Source organism: Nostoc sp. (genome assembly GCF_036917375.1).
GTDB lineage: Bacteria > Cyanobacteriota > Cyanobacteriia > Cyanobacteriales > Nostocaceae > Nostoc.
In genome coordinates this window covers 132,745-151,246 of record NZ_JBALDN010000026.1, presented here as the reverse complement: position 1 = coordinate 151,246, position 18,502 = coordinate 132,745, and the positions used below count along the sequence as shown (strand labels likewise).

General features: G+C 41.7%; 13 protein-coding genes. 3 read left to right on the top strand and 10 right to left on the bottom strand.

The genetic code is table 11. From position 1 onward, the window contains the following. Window positions 1-411: 411 nt before the first annotated feature. Entirely contained in the window at window positions 412-777 is a 366-nt protein-coding gene (locus V7K45_RS06995; RefSeq protein WP_335001726.1) for a VOC family protein, read from the top strand. Window positions 778-800: 23 nt separating this feature from the next. On the opposite strand, the gene V7K45_RS06990 is transcribed toward V7K45_RS06995, so the two are convergent. Together V7K45_RS06990 and murG are read right to left on the bottom strand one after the other, a co-directional pair. Beyond that, window positions 801-2,090: a hypothetical protein gene (locus tag V7K45_RS06990; RefSeq protein ID WP_335001724.1), complete on the bottom strand. Its 1,290-nt coding sequence runs from the start codon at window positions 2,088-2,090 to the stop codon at window positions 801-803. A 25-nt stretch (window positions 2,091-2,115) separates the two neighbouring features. Then, entirely contained in the window at window positions 2,116-3,189 is a 1,074-nt protein-coding gene (murG, locus tag V7K45_RS06985) for an undecaprenyldiphospho-muramoylpentapeptide beta-N-acetylglucosaminyltransferase (protein ID WP_335001722.1), read from the bottom strand. A gap of 84 nt (window positions 3,190-3,273) precedes the next feature. On the opposite strand from murG, the gene V7K45_RS06980 reads away from it, so the two are divergent. Then, entirely contained in the window at window positions 3,274-4,113 is an 840-nt protein-coding gene (locus V7K45_RS06980) for a nuclear transport factor 2 family protein (RefSeq protein WP_335001720.1), read from the top strand. 111 nt (window positions 4,114-4,224) lie between these two features. Next, window positions 4,225-4,998 (top strand): SDR family oxidoreductase, encoded by a 774-nt coding sequence (locus V7K45_RS06975; protein WP_335001718.1) that lies wholly within the window; start codon window positions 4,225-4,227, stop codon window positions 4,996-4,998. A 719-nt stretch (window positions 4,999-5,717) separates the two neighbouring features. Here the strand turns inward: V7K45_RS06975 and V7K45_RS06970 are convergent. The 8 genes from V7K45_RS06970 to V7K45_RS06935 form a co-directional block, all read right to left on the bottom strand. Beyond that, window positions 5,718-6,095: an O-methyltransferase gene (locus V7K45_RS06970; protein ID WP_335001716.1), complete on the bottom strand. Its 378-nt coding sequence runs from the start codon at window positions 6,093-6,095 to the stop codon at window positions 5,718-5,720. A 13-nt stretch (window positions 6,096-6,108) separates the two neighbouring features. Next, window positions 6,109-6,999 (bottom strand): NAD(P)-dependent oxidoreductase, encoded by an 891-nt coding sequence (locus tag V7K45_RS06965; RefSeq protein WP_335001714.1) that lies wholly within the window; start codon window positions 6,997-6,999, stop codon window positions 6,109-6,111. A gap of 315 nt (window positions 7,000-7,314) precedes the next feature. Then, a complete protein-coding gene (locus V7K45_RS06960; protein WP_335001712.1) occupies window positions 7,315-8,037 on the bottom strand; it encodes a carbonic anhydrase in 723 nt (240 codons plus the stop codon). Window positions 8,038-8,935: 898 nt separating this feature from the next. After that, complete coding sequence (locus tag V7K45_RS06955) at window positions 8,936-12,652, bottom strand: diguanylate cyclase domain-containing protein (RefSeq protein ID WP_335001710.1); 3,717 nt, start codon at window positions 12,650-12,652, stop codon at window positions 8,936-8,938. A 417-nt stretch (window positions 12,653-13,069) separates the two neighbouring features. Then, window positions 13,070-13,477 carry a response regulator gene (locus V7K45_RS06950; protein ID WP_322666390.1) on the bottom strand — a complete coding sequence of 136 codons (408 nt, stop codon included), beginning with the start codon at window positions 13,475-13,477 and terminating at the stop codon, window positions 13,070-13,072. Window positions 13,478-13,594: 117 nt separating this feature from the next. Beyond that, window positions 13,595-13,972: a response regulator gene (locus V7K45_RS06945; protein ID WP_335001705.1), complete on the bottom strand. Its 378-nt coding sequence runs from the start codon at window positions 13,970-13,972 to the stop codon at window positions 13,595-13,597. Window positions 13,973-14,080: 108 nt separating this feature from the next. Continuing rightward, window positions 14,081-16,636: an ATP-binding protein gene (locus V7K45_RS06940; protein WP_335001703.1), complete on the bottom strand. Its 2,556-nt coding sequence runs from the start codon at window positions 16,634-16,636 to the stop codon at window positions 14,081-14,083. A 2-nt stretch (window positions 16,637-16,638) separates the two neighbouring features. Next, window positions 16,639-18,486 (bottom strand): response regulator, encoded by a 1,848-nt coding sequence (locus V7K45_RS06935; RefSeq protein ID WP_335001701.1) that lies wholly within the window; start codon window positions 18,484-18,486, stop codon window positions 16,639-16,641. Window positions 18,487-18,502: the final 16 nt, after the last annotated feature.

The window sequence follows — 18,502 nt, the reverse complement described above, 5'->3', positions numbered from 1 at the left end:
GCCGAACCAGCCGATGTAGATCCGATTGTTGGTGCTGGTGATCCATTCGCAGAATCGATCCCATACATTGGCGCTTGAGCGCTGTTGTAAGGTTGCTGTCATGGTTTTATGATTGCGGTTATTTATGAATCAGGCGATAAAGTCTTTGCCTGTGAAACTACTTTACACTGCTTTACAATTTTTAATCAAGTTTTATTACTTCAGGAAACCTGATACGAGTTATCAGGTTTGCTTATTTAAGCTTGAGCTTTAGTGTTTGCGGTTGTTCCAAATACATTGAACGCAGGATTTAGATATATTTACTCCGGTGTTAGCGCCCAAAAGATAAAATAGAAAGGAACATTGTTGTTATCGGCTCTGAAATCGAGAGTTGATATGGATTACTACCAAAATTAGGAGGGAAGGTGTGACATGACAATTACTTTAAATCACACCATAGTGCCCGCACATGACAAAGAAGCATCGGCGAGGTTCTTTGCAAAAATTTTCGGTTTAGAGGTCGAGCTTCCCGTTGGTCACTTCGCTGTTGTGCATATAAACGATCAACTCACGCTCGACTTCGCCGACGCTGAAGCATTCGAGTCACATCATTATGCGTTTCATGTTAGTGATGAAGAATTTGATGCAATTTTTGCACGCATCAAAGAGGCAGGTATTGAATACAGTAGCGACCCCATGCATCACAATAAAGGACAAATTAACCACAGAAAGGAAGGTCGTGGCTTCTATTTCTATGACTCCGATGGCCACAACTTAGAATTGTTAACCCGTGCATAGATTTTTGATATCGGGTCAATGCATTACTTCTTGACTAAAAAATATGCTGTGGCATGGTCTGGTAATTGGCTGATATTCTGCCCAAATTCTTTTTTATTCTGAAAAATACCTGCCAAAAAATCGAGCTGATAAAGATTGGGTAAAAATGCTCCGCCTGTATCGGCGATGACTCCCATTTGCAGATGTTTGCGACCACCTTGAGTATGCTCAATTACAATTACCTTACCTAAACCGATATTCAAAACATCTCCAGCAAAAGTAACTCCAGGTTTGATAGAAATTTTGGCATCTATTTTGTATCCGTAGCCTTTAATAGCATCAACTTCTCTAAAATACCAATAACGCTTTTGTGCTGTTGCCTTTAATCCGGGGATATAAGCTATTCCATTGTTTCTATCTACATTAAAAAATGCCTTATCACCATCGGTAAAATTAATCAGGATTGTTCCTTCCATAATTGCTTCTTCTAAGCCGTTTCTGGTTAGATAAGCAAGAGTATTAACTTTTCCAAATTCTCTACCACCTGGTTCATAAATACCAGACAAAACATCTTGCTTTGTGTATCGAGTGTAAAACTTATCGTTATTAGAATTATCTTTTAAGCTATAAATTGGTATATCAAAAGTAGAGGTTTTCTTGCGGGAACCAGGGTGAGTAAATACAGCATATTTGGTGATTCGTAATTGTTTTTGCTGTTTACTTTTTGGGTTGTAGGCAGACCATTTAATAACTCGAAAATTAGTATTAATAAATTGAGAGTCTTGTAAACGAGTAGCCCGATTATTAGCAATATCCTCCTTCAAAACAGCAATCATAAAATCCAAAGTTTTGAGGACATCGGGTACAGTAACTCCTTGAGTAGCAAGGACTCCTGTACGCATTATATCTGGGTCTTCTGAAGCATGATCTTGAAAATATTTTCTAGTATTAACGAGAACAGTTAATAAATCTCTTTGATTGAATTTAACTTTACTATTTGGTAGTTTTCCTGGAGTAGCAATCTGGCTGCCATTAATGTTAAATTTATATTTTTTGAACTCATCAACAACTGGATAGGGCGCAGATGCTGCTAACAAATTCTGTCGAGATGTAAAAGCATTTTGAAAGTTTGAGTTAAGTCGATCGGCAGCTTGATTTGAAGTCCAAGAAATCTGCGATTGAAGTAGGGCAGAATTTTCTTGTTGAGTAAATGACTGATTTTGTTGAGCTAGTTGTTTACTTTTAGAGTGGGTATATAGATAACTACTTGCTAAACTGACAAGTAATAAGGCAGTACAACCTACTGTAAAACGAAGTTTTTTGCTAAATAACATATTCTTTAATGCTAAATAATTAACGTTATGTTTCTATCACCTCACGCACTAACTGCGCCAATTTTTCGGCACTATCAGGAACTGCGATAGCCTTTGCTTTTTCCCTCATCTTTGCTAACTCCTGCGGTGACTGCAATAAATTCAACACATTATTTTGCAATACTTCAGTCGTCAACTCAGATTGCTTCAACGTTAACGCTGCACCCGATGAAGTAAATACGTCTGCATTGTAAGATTGATGGTCTTCTGCGGCAAAAGGATAAGGAATTAAAATCGCTGGCGTTCCACACACTGCCAATTCTGTTAAGCTACCTGCGCCAGAACGACTAATAGCAAGAGTTGCTCGTTGCAACAAGGCTGCCATATTGTTGTAAAAAGGTAAGGCTATGTACTGTGGATGTTTGAGACTGTCTGCTTCGGGATCGCGATCGCCAGTTAAATGTACTACATAAATACCAGCATCAAACCAAGCTTTTGCAGATTCGCGCACCAATTTATTTATTGCAACTGCACCCTGGCTACCACCAAAAACAACAATTAAAGGCACACCATCAGGAATAGCTAAATCCAGTGGTGCATTAATTGCCCCATCTAGAAATTGCGATCTTACCGGAGTACCAACATAGACATTTTTGGCACGAGGTAAATACTTAGCAGCGACTTCAAATCCCAAGGCTACCGCACTACACCAAGGGCCAAAAAAGCGAGTTACTTTACCTGGTAAAGCGTTAGATTCGTGGAAAACTACAGGTAAACCAAGGGAACGCGCCGCAATCACGGCTGGCCCGGCAATGTAACCGCCTGTGGTAAACACCCCTTGAAAATTTCCCTGTTTGAGAATTCGTCTGACTTCTAGAATCGAAAGGGCGAGTTTACCCAAAATGCGAATCGAGGAAAGTCCAAACCCTTGCTGAAACCCTTCAACTGCAATAGTATTCAAGGGATACTGTTTGGGGACAAGTTGAGTTTCTAGCCGATCGGGTACTCCCAGCCATTCTATTTGATAATCTGGAAGTTTTTGCGCCAGGGCGATCGCTGGAAACAAATGTCCACCAGTCCCACTGGCAGCTATTAATAATCGTATCGGTGCGTTTGCCATCAAACCTCTACCGTTTAGCGTCTAGCTTAACTAAGATAAAACAATTTGCTTACTTTCTCTAATCAAATCAGTAAATTCTTACCAATGACTAACATTATTACCGCCTTAGTGAGACGACAACTCAAATTTCCAGCAAATATCTGGCTGGTTTCGTTCCTACTGACCATTGGTTTAACAAGCGGTTGGCAACGCACTCAGGCTGCAACACCACAGCAATTATCCCAAGCCACGACAGCCCAAAATGCACCAGCCGATCTGAAAAACCTGTTGACGCAAGTTGATACCGCCGCCAGCCGAGGCGATGTCAAAGGGGTGTTGCAATTCTACAGTCCCAATTTCACTCATGGCGATGGATTAAACCTCCAAACCCTAGAAAAGTCTTTGACTTCACTTTGGCAACGATATCCGAAATTACAATACAGCACGAAACTGCTATCTTCAAAACCCGAAGCCAATGGGATTATTGCTGAAACAGAAACGAAAATAACTGGCTTACCTTCCGGTAATGGTAAGAAGTTAGCTCTTAATGCCACGATTAAATCGCGTCAGCGCATTGAAGGTGGAAAAATAGTCCGCCAAGACATTTTGTCAGAACGCACCTTACTTACCTCTGGTAGCAACCCGCCTCAAATTGATATTAAATTACCACAGCAGGTGCAAGTCGGTCAGAAGTATAATTTTGATGCGATCGTTCAAGAGCCACTTGGTGATGATTTTCTGCTAGGAACGGCGCTAGAAGAATCTATCCAACCAGATAAATTTCTTAACCCTACACCCGTGGATTTAGAATTACTGACATCTGGCGGACTGTTTAAAGTGGGACAAGCACCATCTACCCCAGGTAGCCAATGGGTTTCTGCTGTCATCTTGCGAGGTAATGGGATGACAATGGTAACTCAGCGCTTGCAAGTGGTGAAGAAGTAGTTAGGAGTTAAAAGTTAGGAGTTAGAGACCGACTGATGATAAATTATGAACGATGAAACTTGTGCTAATTCATAATTCATAACTGTTAACTCCTCACTCCTAACTATCCTAATGATTTCCTTACAAAATCAAATCATTTTGATCACTGGTGCAAGTAGTGGTATTGGTACTGCTTGTGCAAAAATCTTTGCTGGTGCGGGTGCAAAACTGATTTTAGCAGCACGGCGGTTAGAACGTTTGCAGCAGCTAGCAGATACTCTGAGTAAAGATTTTAGTACTGAAATTCATTTATTACAGCTAGATGTGCGCGATCGCCATGCTGTTGAATCTGCCATTACGACTCTACCCTCTGCCTGGTCTGACATCGATATTCTCATTAATAATGCTGGCTTGAGTCGTGGTTTAGACAAGTTACACGAAGGCAGCTTTCAAGACTGGGAAGACATGATTGATACTAACGTTAAGGGTTTACTTTACGTCTCCCGCTATGTCGTTCCGGGAATGGTAAGTCGCGATCGCGGTCATGTGGTAAATTTAGGTTCCATCGCCGGACATCAAACCTATCCCGGTGGCAATGTCTACTGTGCTACCAAAGCTGCTGTGAGAGCCATTTCTGAAGGTTTAAAACAAGACCTGTTGGGTACGCAAGTCCGTGTAACTTCTGTCGATCCTGGTATGGTAGAAACGGAATTTAGCGAGGTACGCTTTCACGGAAATACTGAACGTGCCAACAAAGTCTACCAAGGAGTTACACCCCTAACAGCAGATGATGTGGCTGATGTGATATTTTTCTGTGTGACGCGATCGCCCCATGTCAATATTAATGAAGTTGTGCTAATGCCTGTTGACCAAGCTAGCGCTACCCTAGTTAATCGACGAACATAAAAGTAACCCATCTCATCCCATTCTAAAAAAGCTTACCCCTGCCATTTACTCTACTCAAGAGACATTTGATAGAAAAAATGTAGAGACGTAGCACTACTACGTCTCTACCAGGGTTCTGGATAACGCATATTTAATTTCACTAAATATTTAAAGTCTTACAGTTTACGTCTAGAGAGTTTTTTAAGGCTTTACCGACTCAGCTAGAGTGAAGAACTCTTAACCCAAGCGTATTGGATTTTAATTGGAAATTAACCTATTTAGTAACTTTTCTTAACTGTGTTTTACGAAGTATTTAGTTATTGTATTTAGGGATACGCAATTATTTTTTACAAATAAGCGCTAATCTAATCAAACATGGCCAGAATATACTATACCTTCCTGGCAGGGGGACTTGTTATATAGTCCCTGCTGGGTTTATTTATTACAAGCTTTAAGTTTTTTCTAAATTTTCATGAGTTTGCGTTAGTGTAGATCGACTCAAACATCGCCAATACTATTTTCAAGGCAAGTATATTAGACCTCTCGCAAAAATATATTTTTGCACTCTTAGGGAAAAGGTTAAAGGGAAAGGATTTTGAGTTTTTTTACCCTTTACCCTTTACCCTTTACCCCTTCCCCCTTCCCCCTTCCCCCTTCCCCTTTTCCCCGACTTTTGCAAGAAGTATATTAGCTATTGGTCAGCCGTGACGATCGCGATCGCAAAGCCGTCATATCCTTTGCTACCCACAGTCTGGATTGCCGTGGCGTTGTCCGAGGCGGAGGTCAACAACCTCAGACAGACCAGCGTGAGCGATATTGGCGCGGGCAATTTCGGCGTGCTTTGGGTTAGCTTCCAGTGTGATTAGGCGGCCATTGCTGGGTAACGCCCGCGCCAGCCAGATCGTACTGTAGCCGCCCAGTGTGCCAATCTCTAAGATGCTTCGCGCTCCTTGGATTTGCGCCAACAGTAGCAACAGTTTGCCTTGGTTTGGCGAAACGCTGTGCGGCGGTAGTCCGGCGGCGGCACTAGTTTGGAGGGCTTTATCCAGCGCGGGGTCTGACGGTACAAGCAGATCGGTAAAGTAACGATCGACCGCAGTCCATTGCTCTTGAGTCATGGATTCTCAGTTTTTACGATTCAGTGTCACTTGCTTCATTAGAAAGGATTGTAATGATTTCATCCAACGGGCGATCGCGATTAGACTCTTCTGGTGTTTCCTTACCCAAGGAGGTTTCTTTCACCAAACGGTAAACGTCAGCTGCTCCGTAAAAAATGCGCTCTGTCAGACCTAACTCTTTAAAGGTTTCTGCAATCTCTTCCATCTCTCCTATCCAACGATGCGCTTTCGGTGTCATCGTTGGAATGGAACGCGTCAAAATACTAGCAAGTTCTTGTTGACTATTAGATACTTCATCCCATAGTTCCTTATCTAAACCTAAACGATGGGCTGCAATTAGTAATTCTGTGCCGATTGCTGTAAGTCCCTTTGTCAGTGCTGCGTAGGACATTTTCAACCCGGAAGCCTGACCAATTTCATCACCAATTACCCGTACATCCAAGCCACGATCTCGTAGTTGTTGGAGTTGATTTGCCTGTTTTCCAGAAGTGTAAATGCGGGTGCGATTGGGAACTCGCGGTGGTGGGCCAATAATTGATGCATCTACAAATGTTCCTCCAACTGATTCAATGAGGTGGCCGATATTTATGACTTTTTGGGGTGCGATCGCATTACAATCAACGTACAGAATGGGTTTACCAACATTGGCGATCGCCTCAGCTACTTGCTTCGCCGCTTGGGTAGCCGCTGCGGGGACTAGAACTGACAGCACCACATCAGATTCAATTACCAGTTGTCTGAGGGAACCTACATCTTGGATGTTGGCTGCGGCTGCTAATTGCCGAGTTCGTTCACTGCGATCGTCTAGGGCTGCAATAGTTTTCAATCCATGTTGATTGAGAACAGCTGCGATCGCCTGTCCCATATCACCCGGACTTAAAATACCAATAGTTTGGATAGGCATGGAAAGTTTTATATTTATTTTATGGCTGACAAGTTAATTCGGGTAATTGAGTATTCATAAACTACGATAAATTGATGTATATATCGTACTTTAATCAAACCACGGATAAGCTTAACAAGCAAGCTCTCTGCTGAGAGATAGGTAAGAGGTAAGAGCAAAACAGTCTTTATATATATAAGGATTTTGATAAATTGCCATTTCCTATTGCAATTTATCAAAATAAACTAGATTTATTTCAATTTATAATAAGGATTTTAAGGAATTGCAATACACTAATATAGTGTAAGAATTATACACAAAAAACCTGTGAGATATTCAAGTAAGAATGTTGACTTTACCAGTATCAATATCGTAGCAAGCACCAACAATTTTTAGTTTATCTTCACGAAGCAATTTAGCTAAAATAGTTGAGCTTTCTTGCAATTTTTCAGTTTGATACTGAATGTTGGCTATAACTGCATCTTGCATATTATCGCCAGTTCTGAACTTTACCCTTTCTACAGATGGTTTGATACCCTCAATAATCAAACCAATTCTGCCCGGAAGTGGTTCGTTTTTGATTGCTTCTGCTACTGCACCACATCTTTTATGACCCAAAACCATAATCAACTGCGAACCCAATACTGCTGTAGAATATTCCAGACTACCTATAACCGTGTCACTGACAACATTACCAGCAACTCGCACGACAAATAAATCTCCAAGCCCTCGATCGAAAACAATTTCCGCAGGTACTCTAGAATCTGCACAGCCCAATATGGCGGCAAAGGGATACTGAGCTTTCGCAACTAATCGTAGGTGTTCTAGTGATTGATCGGGATATTGGCGTTTTTGATGGATAAATCTTTGATTACCATCAAGCAAGCGTTTGATGGCTTCATTTGGACTAATTGAATTAGGGTTAACTGGGTGAATATCAGCAACAGCAGTTTGCTCTATATTCCAAAAGCTATCACCAAAAGTAGTAGCTGCAATACCTACAACACTGGCGAATTTCAAGAAATTACGTCGCCCGACAAATCCATTAATTCGACTCATCAATCTACCTGACAACAATAAAGCTGTTCCCAAGAAGATATCAGACTTAACTAAAATGCAAGAGTACTTAATTACACGGTTTAAGAGTCATTTAATATTCGCGTGATTTAGAGTGGTTATAATCCAATCTGGGTTAGCGATGAAAGCAAACGAACAAGCGATACAAGATAGTCATTAAAGCGGCTTTAGCGCTCTTTTTCTAAATTATAATAATTAATAAACTTATAAGTTTTTAAAAGTTTTTGTAGAAAGAATTTAGATGGAGTAGGATTCATAATCCATGAGTTAAAATGGGCTATGCCTCGCTGCGGCAACAGAAGTAAAGCAGTCTTTATATAAAGATATTAACTTTTAACCTATTAGTCAGTATTCAGACGATACCTCTAGCTATTTAAGAGGATGTTTGAAAAGTATTGAAAATTAAACTTTTCAAACATCCTCTTAAAGCGTAAGCGTAGCTCGTTTGTTGTTTGCTTCCTGATTCACTCAGGCACAAAGCTCTGTTCTAACGTTCATTTTCAAAAGTTTGTGGTTGGCTGAAATTGGTTCTCTGGCTAATAATGTGTTTTTTCTAGTCAAATTTAAAGTACTTCTATCTAAACTCAGGTTAGGCATCTCTTGCCAGCAGTGGCGGCAGAACCAGTAGGTTTCTTGTAAACGAATGTGACGAAGCATTTGGTTGGAACAGCAAGGGCAGTTTGTCATAGTATTGTTGTTTTATTAAATAATGTTAAACACAAATAAGTAGTTTGCTCTTGGCTTAACTACCAACAGCTTTAATTTATAAACAGAAAATAAAGAACTAATAAAGAAATGACAGTAGTGAAAAAACTTTAGAAAATATTAACAATTACTTGATTAGCGTCGGCTCGCAAAAAGCGCAGGGATCGCTCGTTTTTTAAGACAGTCTATTTATACAAGAACGATTACGCCCGTTTGCTTTGGCTTGATAAAGAGCTTGATCTGCTGCCTCAATCAAATCCAAAGGAACCATATTGGGTGTCGGAATCACTGTAACAATTCCGATACTCAAAGTGACGTGGTGCTTCACAGGCGATGCCGCGTGGGGAATATTTAGCTGTTGGATAGCTTTATGAATTTCTTGGGCAACGTGAAAAGCCCCATCACTAGCAGTGTTAGGCAAGATGACAACAAACTCTTCTCCACCATAACGAGCAGCTAAATCTCTAGAACGTTTAACACTTTGTTTGAAAGCTTGGGCAATAAAGCGCAAACAATCATCTCCGGCCGCATGACCATAAGTATCGTTATATTGTTTAAAATAATCAATGTCGCATAAAAGTAGTGAGACAAAACCTTGTTCTCGTAAAAGAGATTGCCAGACAGAATTAAGCTTAATATCAAAACATCGGCGATTGGCGATTTGAGTTAATTCATCCACCATTACCATATTTTCAAGCTGCTGGTTGGCACGCTGCAATTGTTGATAAAGTTCTGATTGCTGAATAGCGATCGCTACCTGTGTTGCCAATTGCTGAAGCAGTTCGCTTGCCCAAGGTTGCCACTGACGCGGGGCGCTGCAATGATGAGCAACCAAAAGACCCCAAAGGCGATTGCCTTGTAAAATTGGTACAACTAGCTTGGCTCTGACTTGCAACTGTTCCAATAACTCTATATGACAAGGGGTAAATCCGGCGGTGTAGATGTCTGGAGTAACTCTGAGCGTACTTTCTTGATAAGATGTTCCCTGTATTTTTACAAAATAGCTGTCTGTAATTTCCATATTCAAAATCGATTGCCAACCTGCTGCTATAGACTCCGTGACAATCACACCACTCCAATCACGGTTAAAGCGATAGATGATGACGCGATCGGTTTGCAGAAAATGTCGGACTTCAGCAACAGTTGTGTTTAAAATTTCATCCAAGTCCAAAGACCTACGGATATGTTGAGCGATCGCATAAACCATACGTTCCCGTTCTGTTTGCTGTTGTAGAGCAATTTGTGCTTGTTTGCGGTCTGTGATATCCGTAAATGATGTCACCACCGCAGATGGTTTTGATTCATCGGATTCAAACAGTGGCTGAGAATTGATTGAAATCCAAGTCAAGCTGCCATCAGGTTTATGAACTCCCATAATCACGTTAAATTGAGGTTTTCCGGTGCGTAAGGTGACAATGGCGGGGTGAGTTTCGCCTGGAAAAGAAGTACCATCTTCATGAATCGCTCGCCACAGCAAAGCAATAGAAGTTCGCCCCATCATTTGATCGGCTGTTAACCCTAAAATTCTTTCGGCACTATCATTACAGGTGGTAATGCGTCCATCGGATTGCTGTAGGACAATACCTTCTGCCATCGCTGTAATTACGGAACGATAGCGTTGTTCGCTTTCTCGCAGCGCTTCTTCCATACGCTTGCGTTCAGTAATATCAGTATGAGTTCCTAGCATCCGTAGGGGAAAACCATTCTTGGCGCGACTCGAAACTTGACCCCGATCTAAAATCCACTTGTAGGTTCCATCCTTGCACTTAATCCGGTACTCACTGACATATTGTTGAGTTTCACTGGATAAATGCTTGCTAACCTCCTCGTAAACCCTCGCTTTATCATCGGGGTGAACCCGCTGTTCCCATTCACTGAGGGTAGTTCCAATTTCATGCTCTGCAAACCCTAACATTTCTTTCCATCGTCGGGAAAAAAAGACTTCGTTAGTTTCAGCATTCAAATCCCAAACTCCATCGCCATTTCCTTCCAAGGCATACTGCCATCTTTCTTCACTGGTTTTGAGTGCGGCTTCGATTTGTTTACGAGGGGTGATGTCTTCAAAAATGTATAACCGCCCAAAGTATCGATCTTGAGTATCCCGAATTTGACTGGAAAAGCGGCGAATCGTTCGCCCATCGACAAATAAAATTTCATCCTCAATCGTGCAACGATTTTCTTCAGACTGCAACGGTTTATAAGATTCGACAAATGCCGATGCATCGACAATTGAAGATATACAATCAGGAATGATGTCATTATTTTTTAAAGCACCCAAACGCATTTTGTCTTCTAGATGTTCGATGCCCCAAATTTTACAGAAGTGGTGATTGAAATAGAGGATTTCATCGGTACGATTGTCAACAACAAAAAATCCTAGCAAAGAAGTTTCAGTCATAGAACGCAGCAAAGCTTCCCGCCAGCGCAATTCTGATTCTGTACGCTGGTGTTCTTGTAGTGCAGCTTTTTGCTTGGTAATATTGTTTTCGTTGACGAGGATGATGGAGTTACCCGTTACGGGATCGCGGGTGCATCGTATATCGATCCCATGCCATTGAATTCCCTCAGTAGTTAACACCTGAGCCTCTATGCTGAACGCCTCACCGAAATTAATCGCTTTCATAGCTTGTTGTCCAACACTCTTGTCAACAAAGTGACTCAAGAAAATATTCTCAGCTGACGAGTTAGGGTACAGAGTATCCCGATAACAGCGCAGGGCTGCTGGATTTTGCATCAAAGGTACACCATCCATCGTGTAAAGCGATATCATGACTGTGGTGTGACGTAGGGCTTCAATCGATCTGAGTGTTTCTCGATCGATCTGATTGATAATTTCTGTCGATCCTTCAACCAGCATCGCCATTCGCCCTTCTTCAATTTGAATTCCAGAAAAGATGCAGCGCAGAGAAACAGGTTTTCCTTCTGGGTAAAATGTCCAGTTATCAGTGATGGTTTTCCCTTGCTGAAATTCTTGCAAATAACTTTGCATTCGAGTGTGAGTAGACTGGGAAACATCACTGAAGTTGCGATTGAGCAATTCTTCTCGACTTTCAGCATTCCAAATATGCAGAGCGGATTGATTCGCCCACCACATCTGCAAGTTTTGAATATCATAAATCCAAACTGGAGTTTGTAATCGGTCAAATGCAATCAAGTCTGCAACTGATATATTCTTTGGCAATGCTGTTCTTGTGATAATGGAACCTCTAAAATTCTGATACAGAGTTCTTCTGATTGACTTCAACCTTGGCTGAACTGTCAAATTTTTCAGGTTTTGATTGAGTTGCAGCGTTAGTTTTTGGCAAGATGTAGCCCTTTGCTGATGGCGTTCTGCTTCCCCAAGAGCGATTCCTAGCTCTGCGGCTATCAGTTGGAAATACTCAATTTCTAAAGAACTCCATTGACGCGAGCCACTGCACTGGTGAGCAATTACTAAGCCCCATAAATAAGGATATGTACTAGAAAATCCATCAAGTTCTTGATTGTTTACTAAAATTGGTACTACTAAATTAGCTCGAATCTGCAAGTCCGTTAAGAGTTTTTTGTAACAAGGGTCAAGGGTTGTAGTATGAATGTCTTCAATAACACCAACGTTTCCATCTCGATATCGCTCTACCCATGCCCCATTGAAGCAAGGATCGTAAATTAATTGTCCTAGAATCGGTTTCCATCCATTACTTACAGACTCTTCTGCGATAACTCCATCTCCATCAGAAAAAAAGCGATAGATAATGGCGCGATCGCTTTCTAAAGTTGTTCTAACTTCGCTGACAATAATCTTGAGAATTTCACTCACTTCAAGTGACTGATGAATTTGATCGGCCAGCATCCTAATTTGAGCGAGGATTTGCTTTAAATCAATTTCAGAACCCGATAGACGATTGAAGAGCATAGTAATAATCTATGTAGATGCACTTAGCTAGATGTAAAATTTTCCTCTAGTATTTAATTTTATTCCAAATTACTTAAAACGTTAAGTTAAATTCAAGCTTAAACTTGATATAGCAATCCGAATTGAAACGTGAGAAAATGTATAGGCAGAAAATAAGTATCTATAAGTGTTTCAGCGATTTTCTTTCTTACTAATGATTGAGAATTGCTATTATTGGTAATAACTTCAAAATCAAACCAATTGCTTAAAGGCTAAACCTTGATATTCGGACTGCAATTTATAGGAATTTTCATTTGCATGAGATACACGCTAGGGACGCACAGCTAGTTATGCGTCTCTAAGAATTTTTTGTACTCCAAATAATTGCAAATCTTGTTATATATTGGATGTTTTACCTATTCTTGTTTAATCTTTTAGTCAAGTAAAATCCCAACCCAGCAATTGAGCAACCTGAGCCGGGAGGGTAACTGGATTAAAGGGTTTGAGTATTACACCTGCGACTTGATACTGTCGCAAAATTTGCGAATCCAACCATCGCGCTTTCGCACTGAGCAACACTACAGGAATAGCTTGAGTTTCTGGATGATTTCTTAGTTTATTCATAAACTCAAAACTAGCCAGATCGCGGATTGAGATATCTAATACAATCGCATCAGGAGTATGGTGTACTGCATTCTGCAATCCTTCTAATGGAGAATCTGCTGTCACCACATTCCAACCAGCTAAATCTTGGAGGCAAAATTTTACTATCTCACGGACATGCAGTTCATCATCAATGAGCAATATCGTTTTACCGATTATATTTACCTCCTCTAGCATGTTCATTTTATTTCATATACCTTTCTCGGTTACAGATAAAAGGTTTTTATCTGTAACCAAAGAAAATACATTACAAAAATAAAAAACTAATAAAGATATAGATTTTGTTACCAAACTTAACTATTAATCGTCCCACCCCAGAATCTCACTAACTTCGTTGCAAATAGAGGTGGGTTCAAAAGGTTTGGTAATAATCCCGGCAATTCCCATCTGGGCGAAACGGGCGCGATCGCTCCCTTGGACTTTCGCTGTTAACAAAATCACTGGAATTCCTTGGGTTACAGAATTTGCCTGAAGTTTTTCGTAGACTGCAAAGCCATCCATGTCAGGCATAGAGACATCAAGTAGAATGGCATCAATAGGTTCTGTCTGAGCGATTTTTAGTCCTTCTGACCCTGATGCAGCTGTCAGGGTGTCCCATCCTCCCAAGTCTTCTAAACAAGCTTGCACTAATTCGCGGATTCGTTCTTCATCATCCACAATTAACAATTTTTTAGTCATTTGTCATTTGTCATTGGTCATTTGTCATTAGTTATTTATTATTCTCCCCTGCTCCCCTGCTCCCCTGCTCCTCGGTCACTGAGCGTAGCCGAAGTGCTGCCCCCCTGCCTAATTTCCCGGCAATGGCAGAGTGAAGAAAAACGTGCTGCCAACACCAAGAGTACTTTCAGCCCAGATTTGCCCACCGTGCCGATCAATAATACTACGACAGATTGCCAATCCCAAGCCTGTGCCGCCTTTGGTACGAGAATCAGAGGCATCTACTTGCTGAAATCTTCCAAAGATTGCTTCTAACTTATCTGCTGGAATACCTCTGCCTCGATCCGTTATTTGGAATAGTACGCAGTCTGTTTGCTGCTGGACACTCAGAGTAATAGTAGAATCGGCAGGCGAGAATTTAATCGCATTACCTAACAAATTGGTGAGTGTTTGCACAATGGCATCAGGAGCCGCCCAAACTTGAGCATTGGTAAAGTGGATCTTAAAAGTAATATTTTGCTGATTGGCGATCGCTTGCACTACGGCTACTGCTTGTTGAATTAAATCAGCCGCATTGCAGGTGGTTTTTTCTAAGACAGCTCGATCCGATTCTAAGCGTTCCAAATCGAGAATATCGTTAACAAGACGCACTAAGCGATCGCTATCGATGGCTGCAATCTCAATCATCCGCTTGAATTTGTCTGGTTTTTTGTCGTAAATACCAGTTTGTAGTAAGCCTAGTGCTGCCCGAATTGCAGTTAAGGGAGTGCGGAGTTCATGACTCACAATGCCAATAAACTCACTCTTGATCAAATTAATCTGCTCTAGTTCAGTGATATCTTCGGCAATACCAGCAATCCGAACTAACTCGCCTAGTTCATTTTTGATCGGAAATGCGCGATCGCGAATCCAACGGATTGAACCATCAGGGCGGATAATGCGATATTTTTTATCATAGTACCCTGTTCTGAACTTTTCAATGAATTCAATTTCGACGCGCTGGCGATCTTCTGGGTGAATTGCATCTAACCAATTTGAATGGTTATGATACAAGTCCTCACAACTTCTTTGCCAGATGGTTTCATAAGCATTGCTCACATATAGAACTTGTTGATTGCGAATATCTTTGATCCAAAATATTGCTTGGATGTTTTCTGCCATCTGACGAAACTTTTCTTGGCTCTCGCGTAAAGCTTCTTCGATGCCTTTGCGCTCAGTAATATCTTGGTGAACCGCAACCAGAACGTCGCCGTAGTCTGGATGCCTGAATACAGAAGCCGTCACACTACACCAAAATGGCGTACCATCTTTTTTAAGATTCTGGGCTTCATAGGTGGCTTCAGTATTTTGTAAGATGGCAGACAGACTGGCTTGATTTACATTTTGAGTAGTTACCGATTTGGTGACATAGTTGATAATCGAAACGTGTTGACCGTTGAGTTCACCAGAGTCATAGCCAAACATCTGCTCAAATTTCGGATTGGCATAGATAATGATTGCATTATCTATTCTCACTAAGCAAATGCCTTCCCCCATATTTCGGGTGATTACAGCCTGAAGCTCCAGCATTTGCGACTGTTCTAAAAGTGTGAGTTGAGTTTGTTGCTGCTCTATAACTGTTTTTTGTAGGCGATCGTTCGTCTCTGTCAGTTGTGCAGTGCGTTCTTGCACCCGTTGCTCAAGTTCAGTATTCAGTTGTTGTAGGTCAATTTCTGCCTGTTTGCGCTCTATTAGTTCTGTCTGTAACTGTTTGAACAAATCTGCTTGCTGAATAGCAATGCTTACCTGCGCTCCTAACTGCCGCAATAGAGCAATTTCTGAAGATTGCCACTCACGAGGACCCCTACATTGATGAGCTGCCAATAATCCCCACAATTCATCTCCCAAGGAAACAGGAACGACCAGATTTGCCCTCACCTGAAGACTTTCTAAAAATGCAACGTGACAGGGACTAATTCCAGCAGTATAAATATCAGTTTTGGCAGTAACTAAGCCTTGTTTAAAGGGTTCAACGTTCTCTTCACCAATGCAAGGGTCATGAATTTGGAGTGGTAAAAGAGCCATCCATTCCGGTGCAACAGACTCAATCACAATCGTTCCACCCCAACCTGGATAAAATTGGAAGATAGTGACGCGATCGCACTCCAGAAATTGCCGCACTTCATCGACAGTAGTTTGCAAGATATCTTGCAAATTCAGCGATCGCCGGATACGCTGGGTCATCTCCATCACTAAGCGCTGTTGCTCAAATTGCTGTTGCAGCGTTTCTTGTGCTTGTTTGCGCTCGTCAAGAGCCATCCGCAGTTGTTCGGCATTTTCTTGAGACAATTGTTGGTTGAGTTGTTGAATCTTCCGTCTGCTGTACTGAAGATTGCCTGTCACCAGGTTAATTATCAAGGCAACTAGGAGGAAAAGCCCTAGCCGCAATACATCTTCTGGTTGATTAATCCCCGGTTGATATCGAGGGGGAATCAAGTAATAATCAATTGCCAGTGTTGAAAGGACAACTGTAACGATTCCTGGTCGAAAGCCACCATACCAAGTACTGACGATGATAGCTATAAAGAAAAAAGCACCAATGGTTCGGGAAATAAGCGGTTCTAGCCAGAGTGACAGCAGCAGGGCGATCGCAGCTGAACCAATAGCAACACCGTACTTCAATAATTGCTGATAATTTCTCATCATGCTTAACTTTTCCCTGCTTGAGAGCGCCAACGCGTTCTTTGAATGCGGCTCAGTACCCGTGTCACAAGTTCTGGCCCTAGCACTGGCTTGCTAATAAAATCATCGGCTCCGGCAGCAAAAGCTTGCTGAAGAAATTCTGCTTCTGTATGGGCTGTAACTACTAAAATCGGTAAATCTCCCCACTGCGCATCCTGGCGCACGACTTTGCACAACTCTAATCCGTTAACTATCGGCATTTCTAAATCTAGCACCACCAAATCAGGAGATGTTGTAATCAGCACCTTCCAAAATTGTTGTGATTGGGAGAGAGTGATTACTTCTAGCCCCCAAGGAGTTAACAACGCTGATAATCCAGCCAGCATTACAGGGTCATCGTCTACGATTAAAACTTTGGCTTCGGAAGTTTGAGGTTGAGGTAATACACGAGCGATCGCCTGAAAAATCTCCTCGGTTGTCGCCGGTTTATGCAAAAATTGTCTAGCTCCCAAACGCGATACTCTCAGTCGATCTGCTAGGGTATCTCGTCCGGTAAAAACAATTACTGGGATATTTGGCGATCGCTCTACTATCTCGCTCAATAATACTAATCCGTCTTCCTCTATTTCTGTAAAACTCAAATTGAGTAAAACAGCGTCAGGAGCTTTTAAGGAAAAAAGCGATCGGGCGGTTGCTAAATTTGGTGCAACCTTCATCCTGATTCCCCATGAATCGGCTTCTGCCTGCAACTGCTCCGTCAACAGAGTATCACCATCGATTACTAAGAGACGATGAGTTTGCTTCATCGGAACGCTTGGAGCAGTGGAAGTGACAGCAGGTTTGGTTAACTCTTGCTGTAATGCTGTTACCAGTTGCGAGAAATTAGAGATTTGCTCTGGAGATAGCGAAGAATCTTCAAGCAGCAAATGTTCTATTTTCCGTCCGAGCCGAGAACCCTCTGGATAACCGAACGACCCCATTGAACCTGCTAGCTTATGGGCTTCACGCAATGCACTCTGCTGTAAATCTTCATTTAAATTTCCTGCCAAGAGTGCAGTTTTTGCTTGCTCTAGCACTGCAACCTGTCCAACAAAGGAATTACGAAATCGCTCCAGCACCCGATTTACAGAAGTCATATCTTTGGGGCCGGGTTTTTTCTTTGCATCTTGATTCTTTTCCCCAACAGAGATGGGGCGATTAGGTGCAGGCTTGATGCGATAGCCCATGCCATATACCGTTTCTAGAAGTTCTTCTGCTATACCTGCTGTTTTCAGTTTCTTGCGCAAGTCTTTAATATGAGTCGTAACTGCATTTTCAGTCGGTGCATCCCCAAATCCCCAAAGCCGATCTAGAATCACTGCACGACTAAAGATCCTGTCTGGGTTTTGCAAAAACAACTCCAGCAGTTTGTATTCTGTGGCTGTGAGGAGAATTTCCCGATCGTTACAAGTTACTCTGCCGGCACTTGGATCTAAACAGAGATTTCCCCAGATTAAGATAGATGATGAGATCGCCCCATTGCGTCGTAATAAAGAGCGAATTCTTGCTAGTAATGCTTCTGGGTCGAAGGGTTTGATAACGTAATCATCTGCTCCGGCATCTAACCCCGCCACAATATCTGCATTAGAATTTTTCCCGGTTAACAACAGAATGGATTTACGGTAGCCTTGCGATCGCAGTTGCCGACACAAGGTAATCCCATCCAGTTTCGGAATTAGCCAGTCCAGTAAAATCAACTCATATTCAGTCGATAGCGCTAGTTCTAATCCAGCTTGTCCATTGCTTGCAATGTCGATAGTATAACGATTTGCACTCAACAACTCGAAGAGTGCTGTACTCAGTAATACGTCATCCTCTACCAACAAAATTTTCATAAGTTGTATCAAAAGA

Excerpts from the sequence above, each read along its gene's own strand:
- V7K45_RS06995 (WP_335001726.1), top strand. The coding sequence starts at position 412 with ATGACAATTACTTTAAATCACACCATAGTGCCCGCACATGACAAAGAA.
- V7K45_RS06990 (WP_335001724.1), bottom strand. The coding sequence starts at position 2,090 with ATGTTATTTAGCAAAAAACTTCGTTTTACAGTAGGTTGTACTGCCTTA.
- murG (WP_335001722.1), bottom strand. The coding sequence starts at position 3,189 with ATGGCAAACGCACCGATACGATTATTAATAGCTGCCAGTGGGACTGGT.
- V7K45_RS06980 (WP_335001720.1), top strand. The coding sequence starts at position 3,274 with ATGACTAACATTATTACCGCCTTAGTGAGACGACAACTCAAATTTCCA.
- V7K45_RS06975 (WP_335001718.1), top strand. The coding sequence starts at position 4,225 with ATGATTTCCTTACAAAATCAAATCATTTTGATCACTGGTGCAAGTAGT.
- V7K45_RS06970 (WP_335001716.1), bottom strand. The coding sequence starts at position 6,095 with ATGACTCAAGAGCAATGGACTGCGGTCGATCGTTACTTTACCGATCTG.
- V7K45_RS06965 (WP_335001714.1), bottom strand. The coding sequence starts at position 6,999 with ATGCCTATCCAAACTATTGGTATTTTAAGTCCGGGTGATATGGGACAG.
- V7K45_RS06960 (WP_335001712.1), bottom strand. The coding sequence starts at position 8,037 with ATGAGTCGAATTAATGGATTTGTCGGGCGACGTAATTTCTTGAAATTC.
- V7K45_RS06955 (WP_335001710.1), bottom strand. The coding sequence starts at position 12,652 with ATGCTCTTCAATCGTCTATCGGGTTCTGAAATTGATTTAAAGCAAATC.
- V7K45_RS06950 (WP_322666390.1), bottom strand. The coding sequence starts at position 13,477 with ATGAACATGCTAGAGGAGGTAAATATAATCGGTAAAACGATATTGCTC.
- V7K45_RS06945 (WP_335001705.1), bottom strand. The coding sequence starts at position 13,972 with ATGACTAAAAAATTGTTAATTGTGGATGATGAAGAACGAATCCGCGAA.
- V7K45_RS06940 (WP_335001703.1), bottom strand. The coding sequence starts at position 16,636 with ATGATGAGAAATTATCAGCAATTATTGAAGTACGGTGTTGCTATTGGT.
- V7K45_RS06935 (WP_335001701.1), bottom strand. The coding sequence starts at position 18,486 with ATGAAAATTTTGTTGGTAGAGGATGACGTATTACTGAGTACAGCACTC.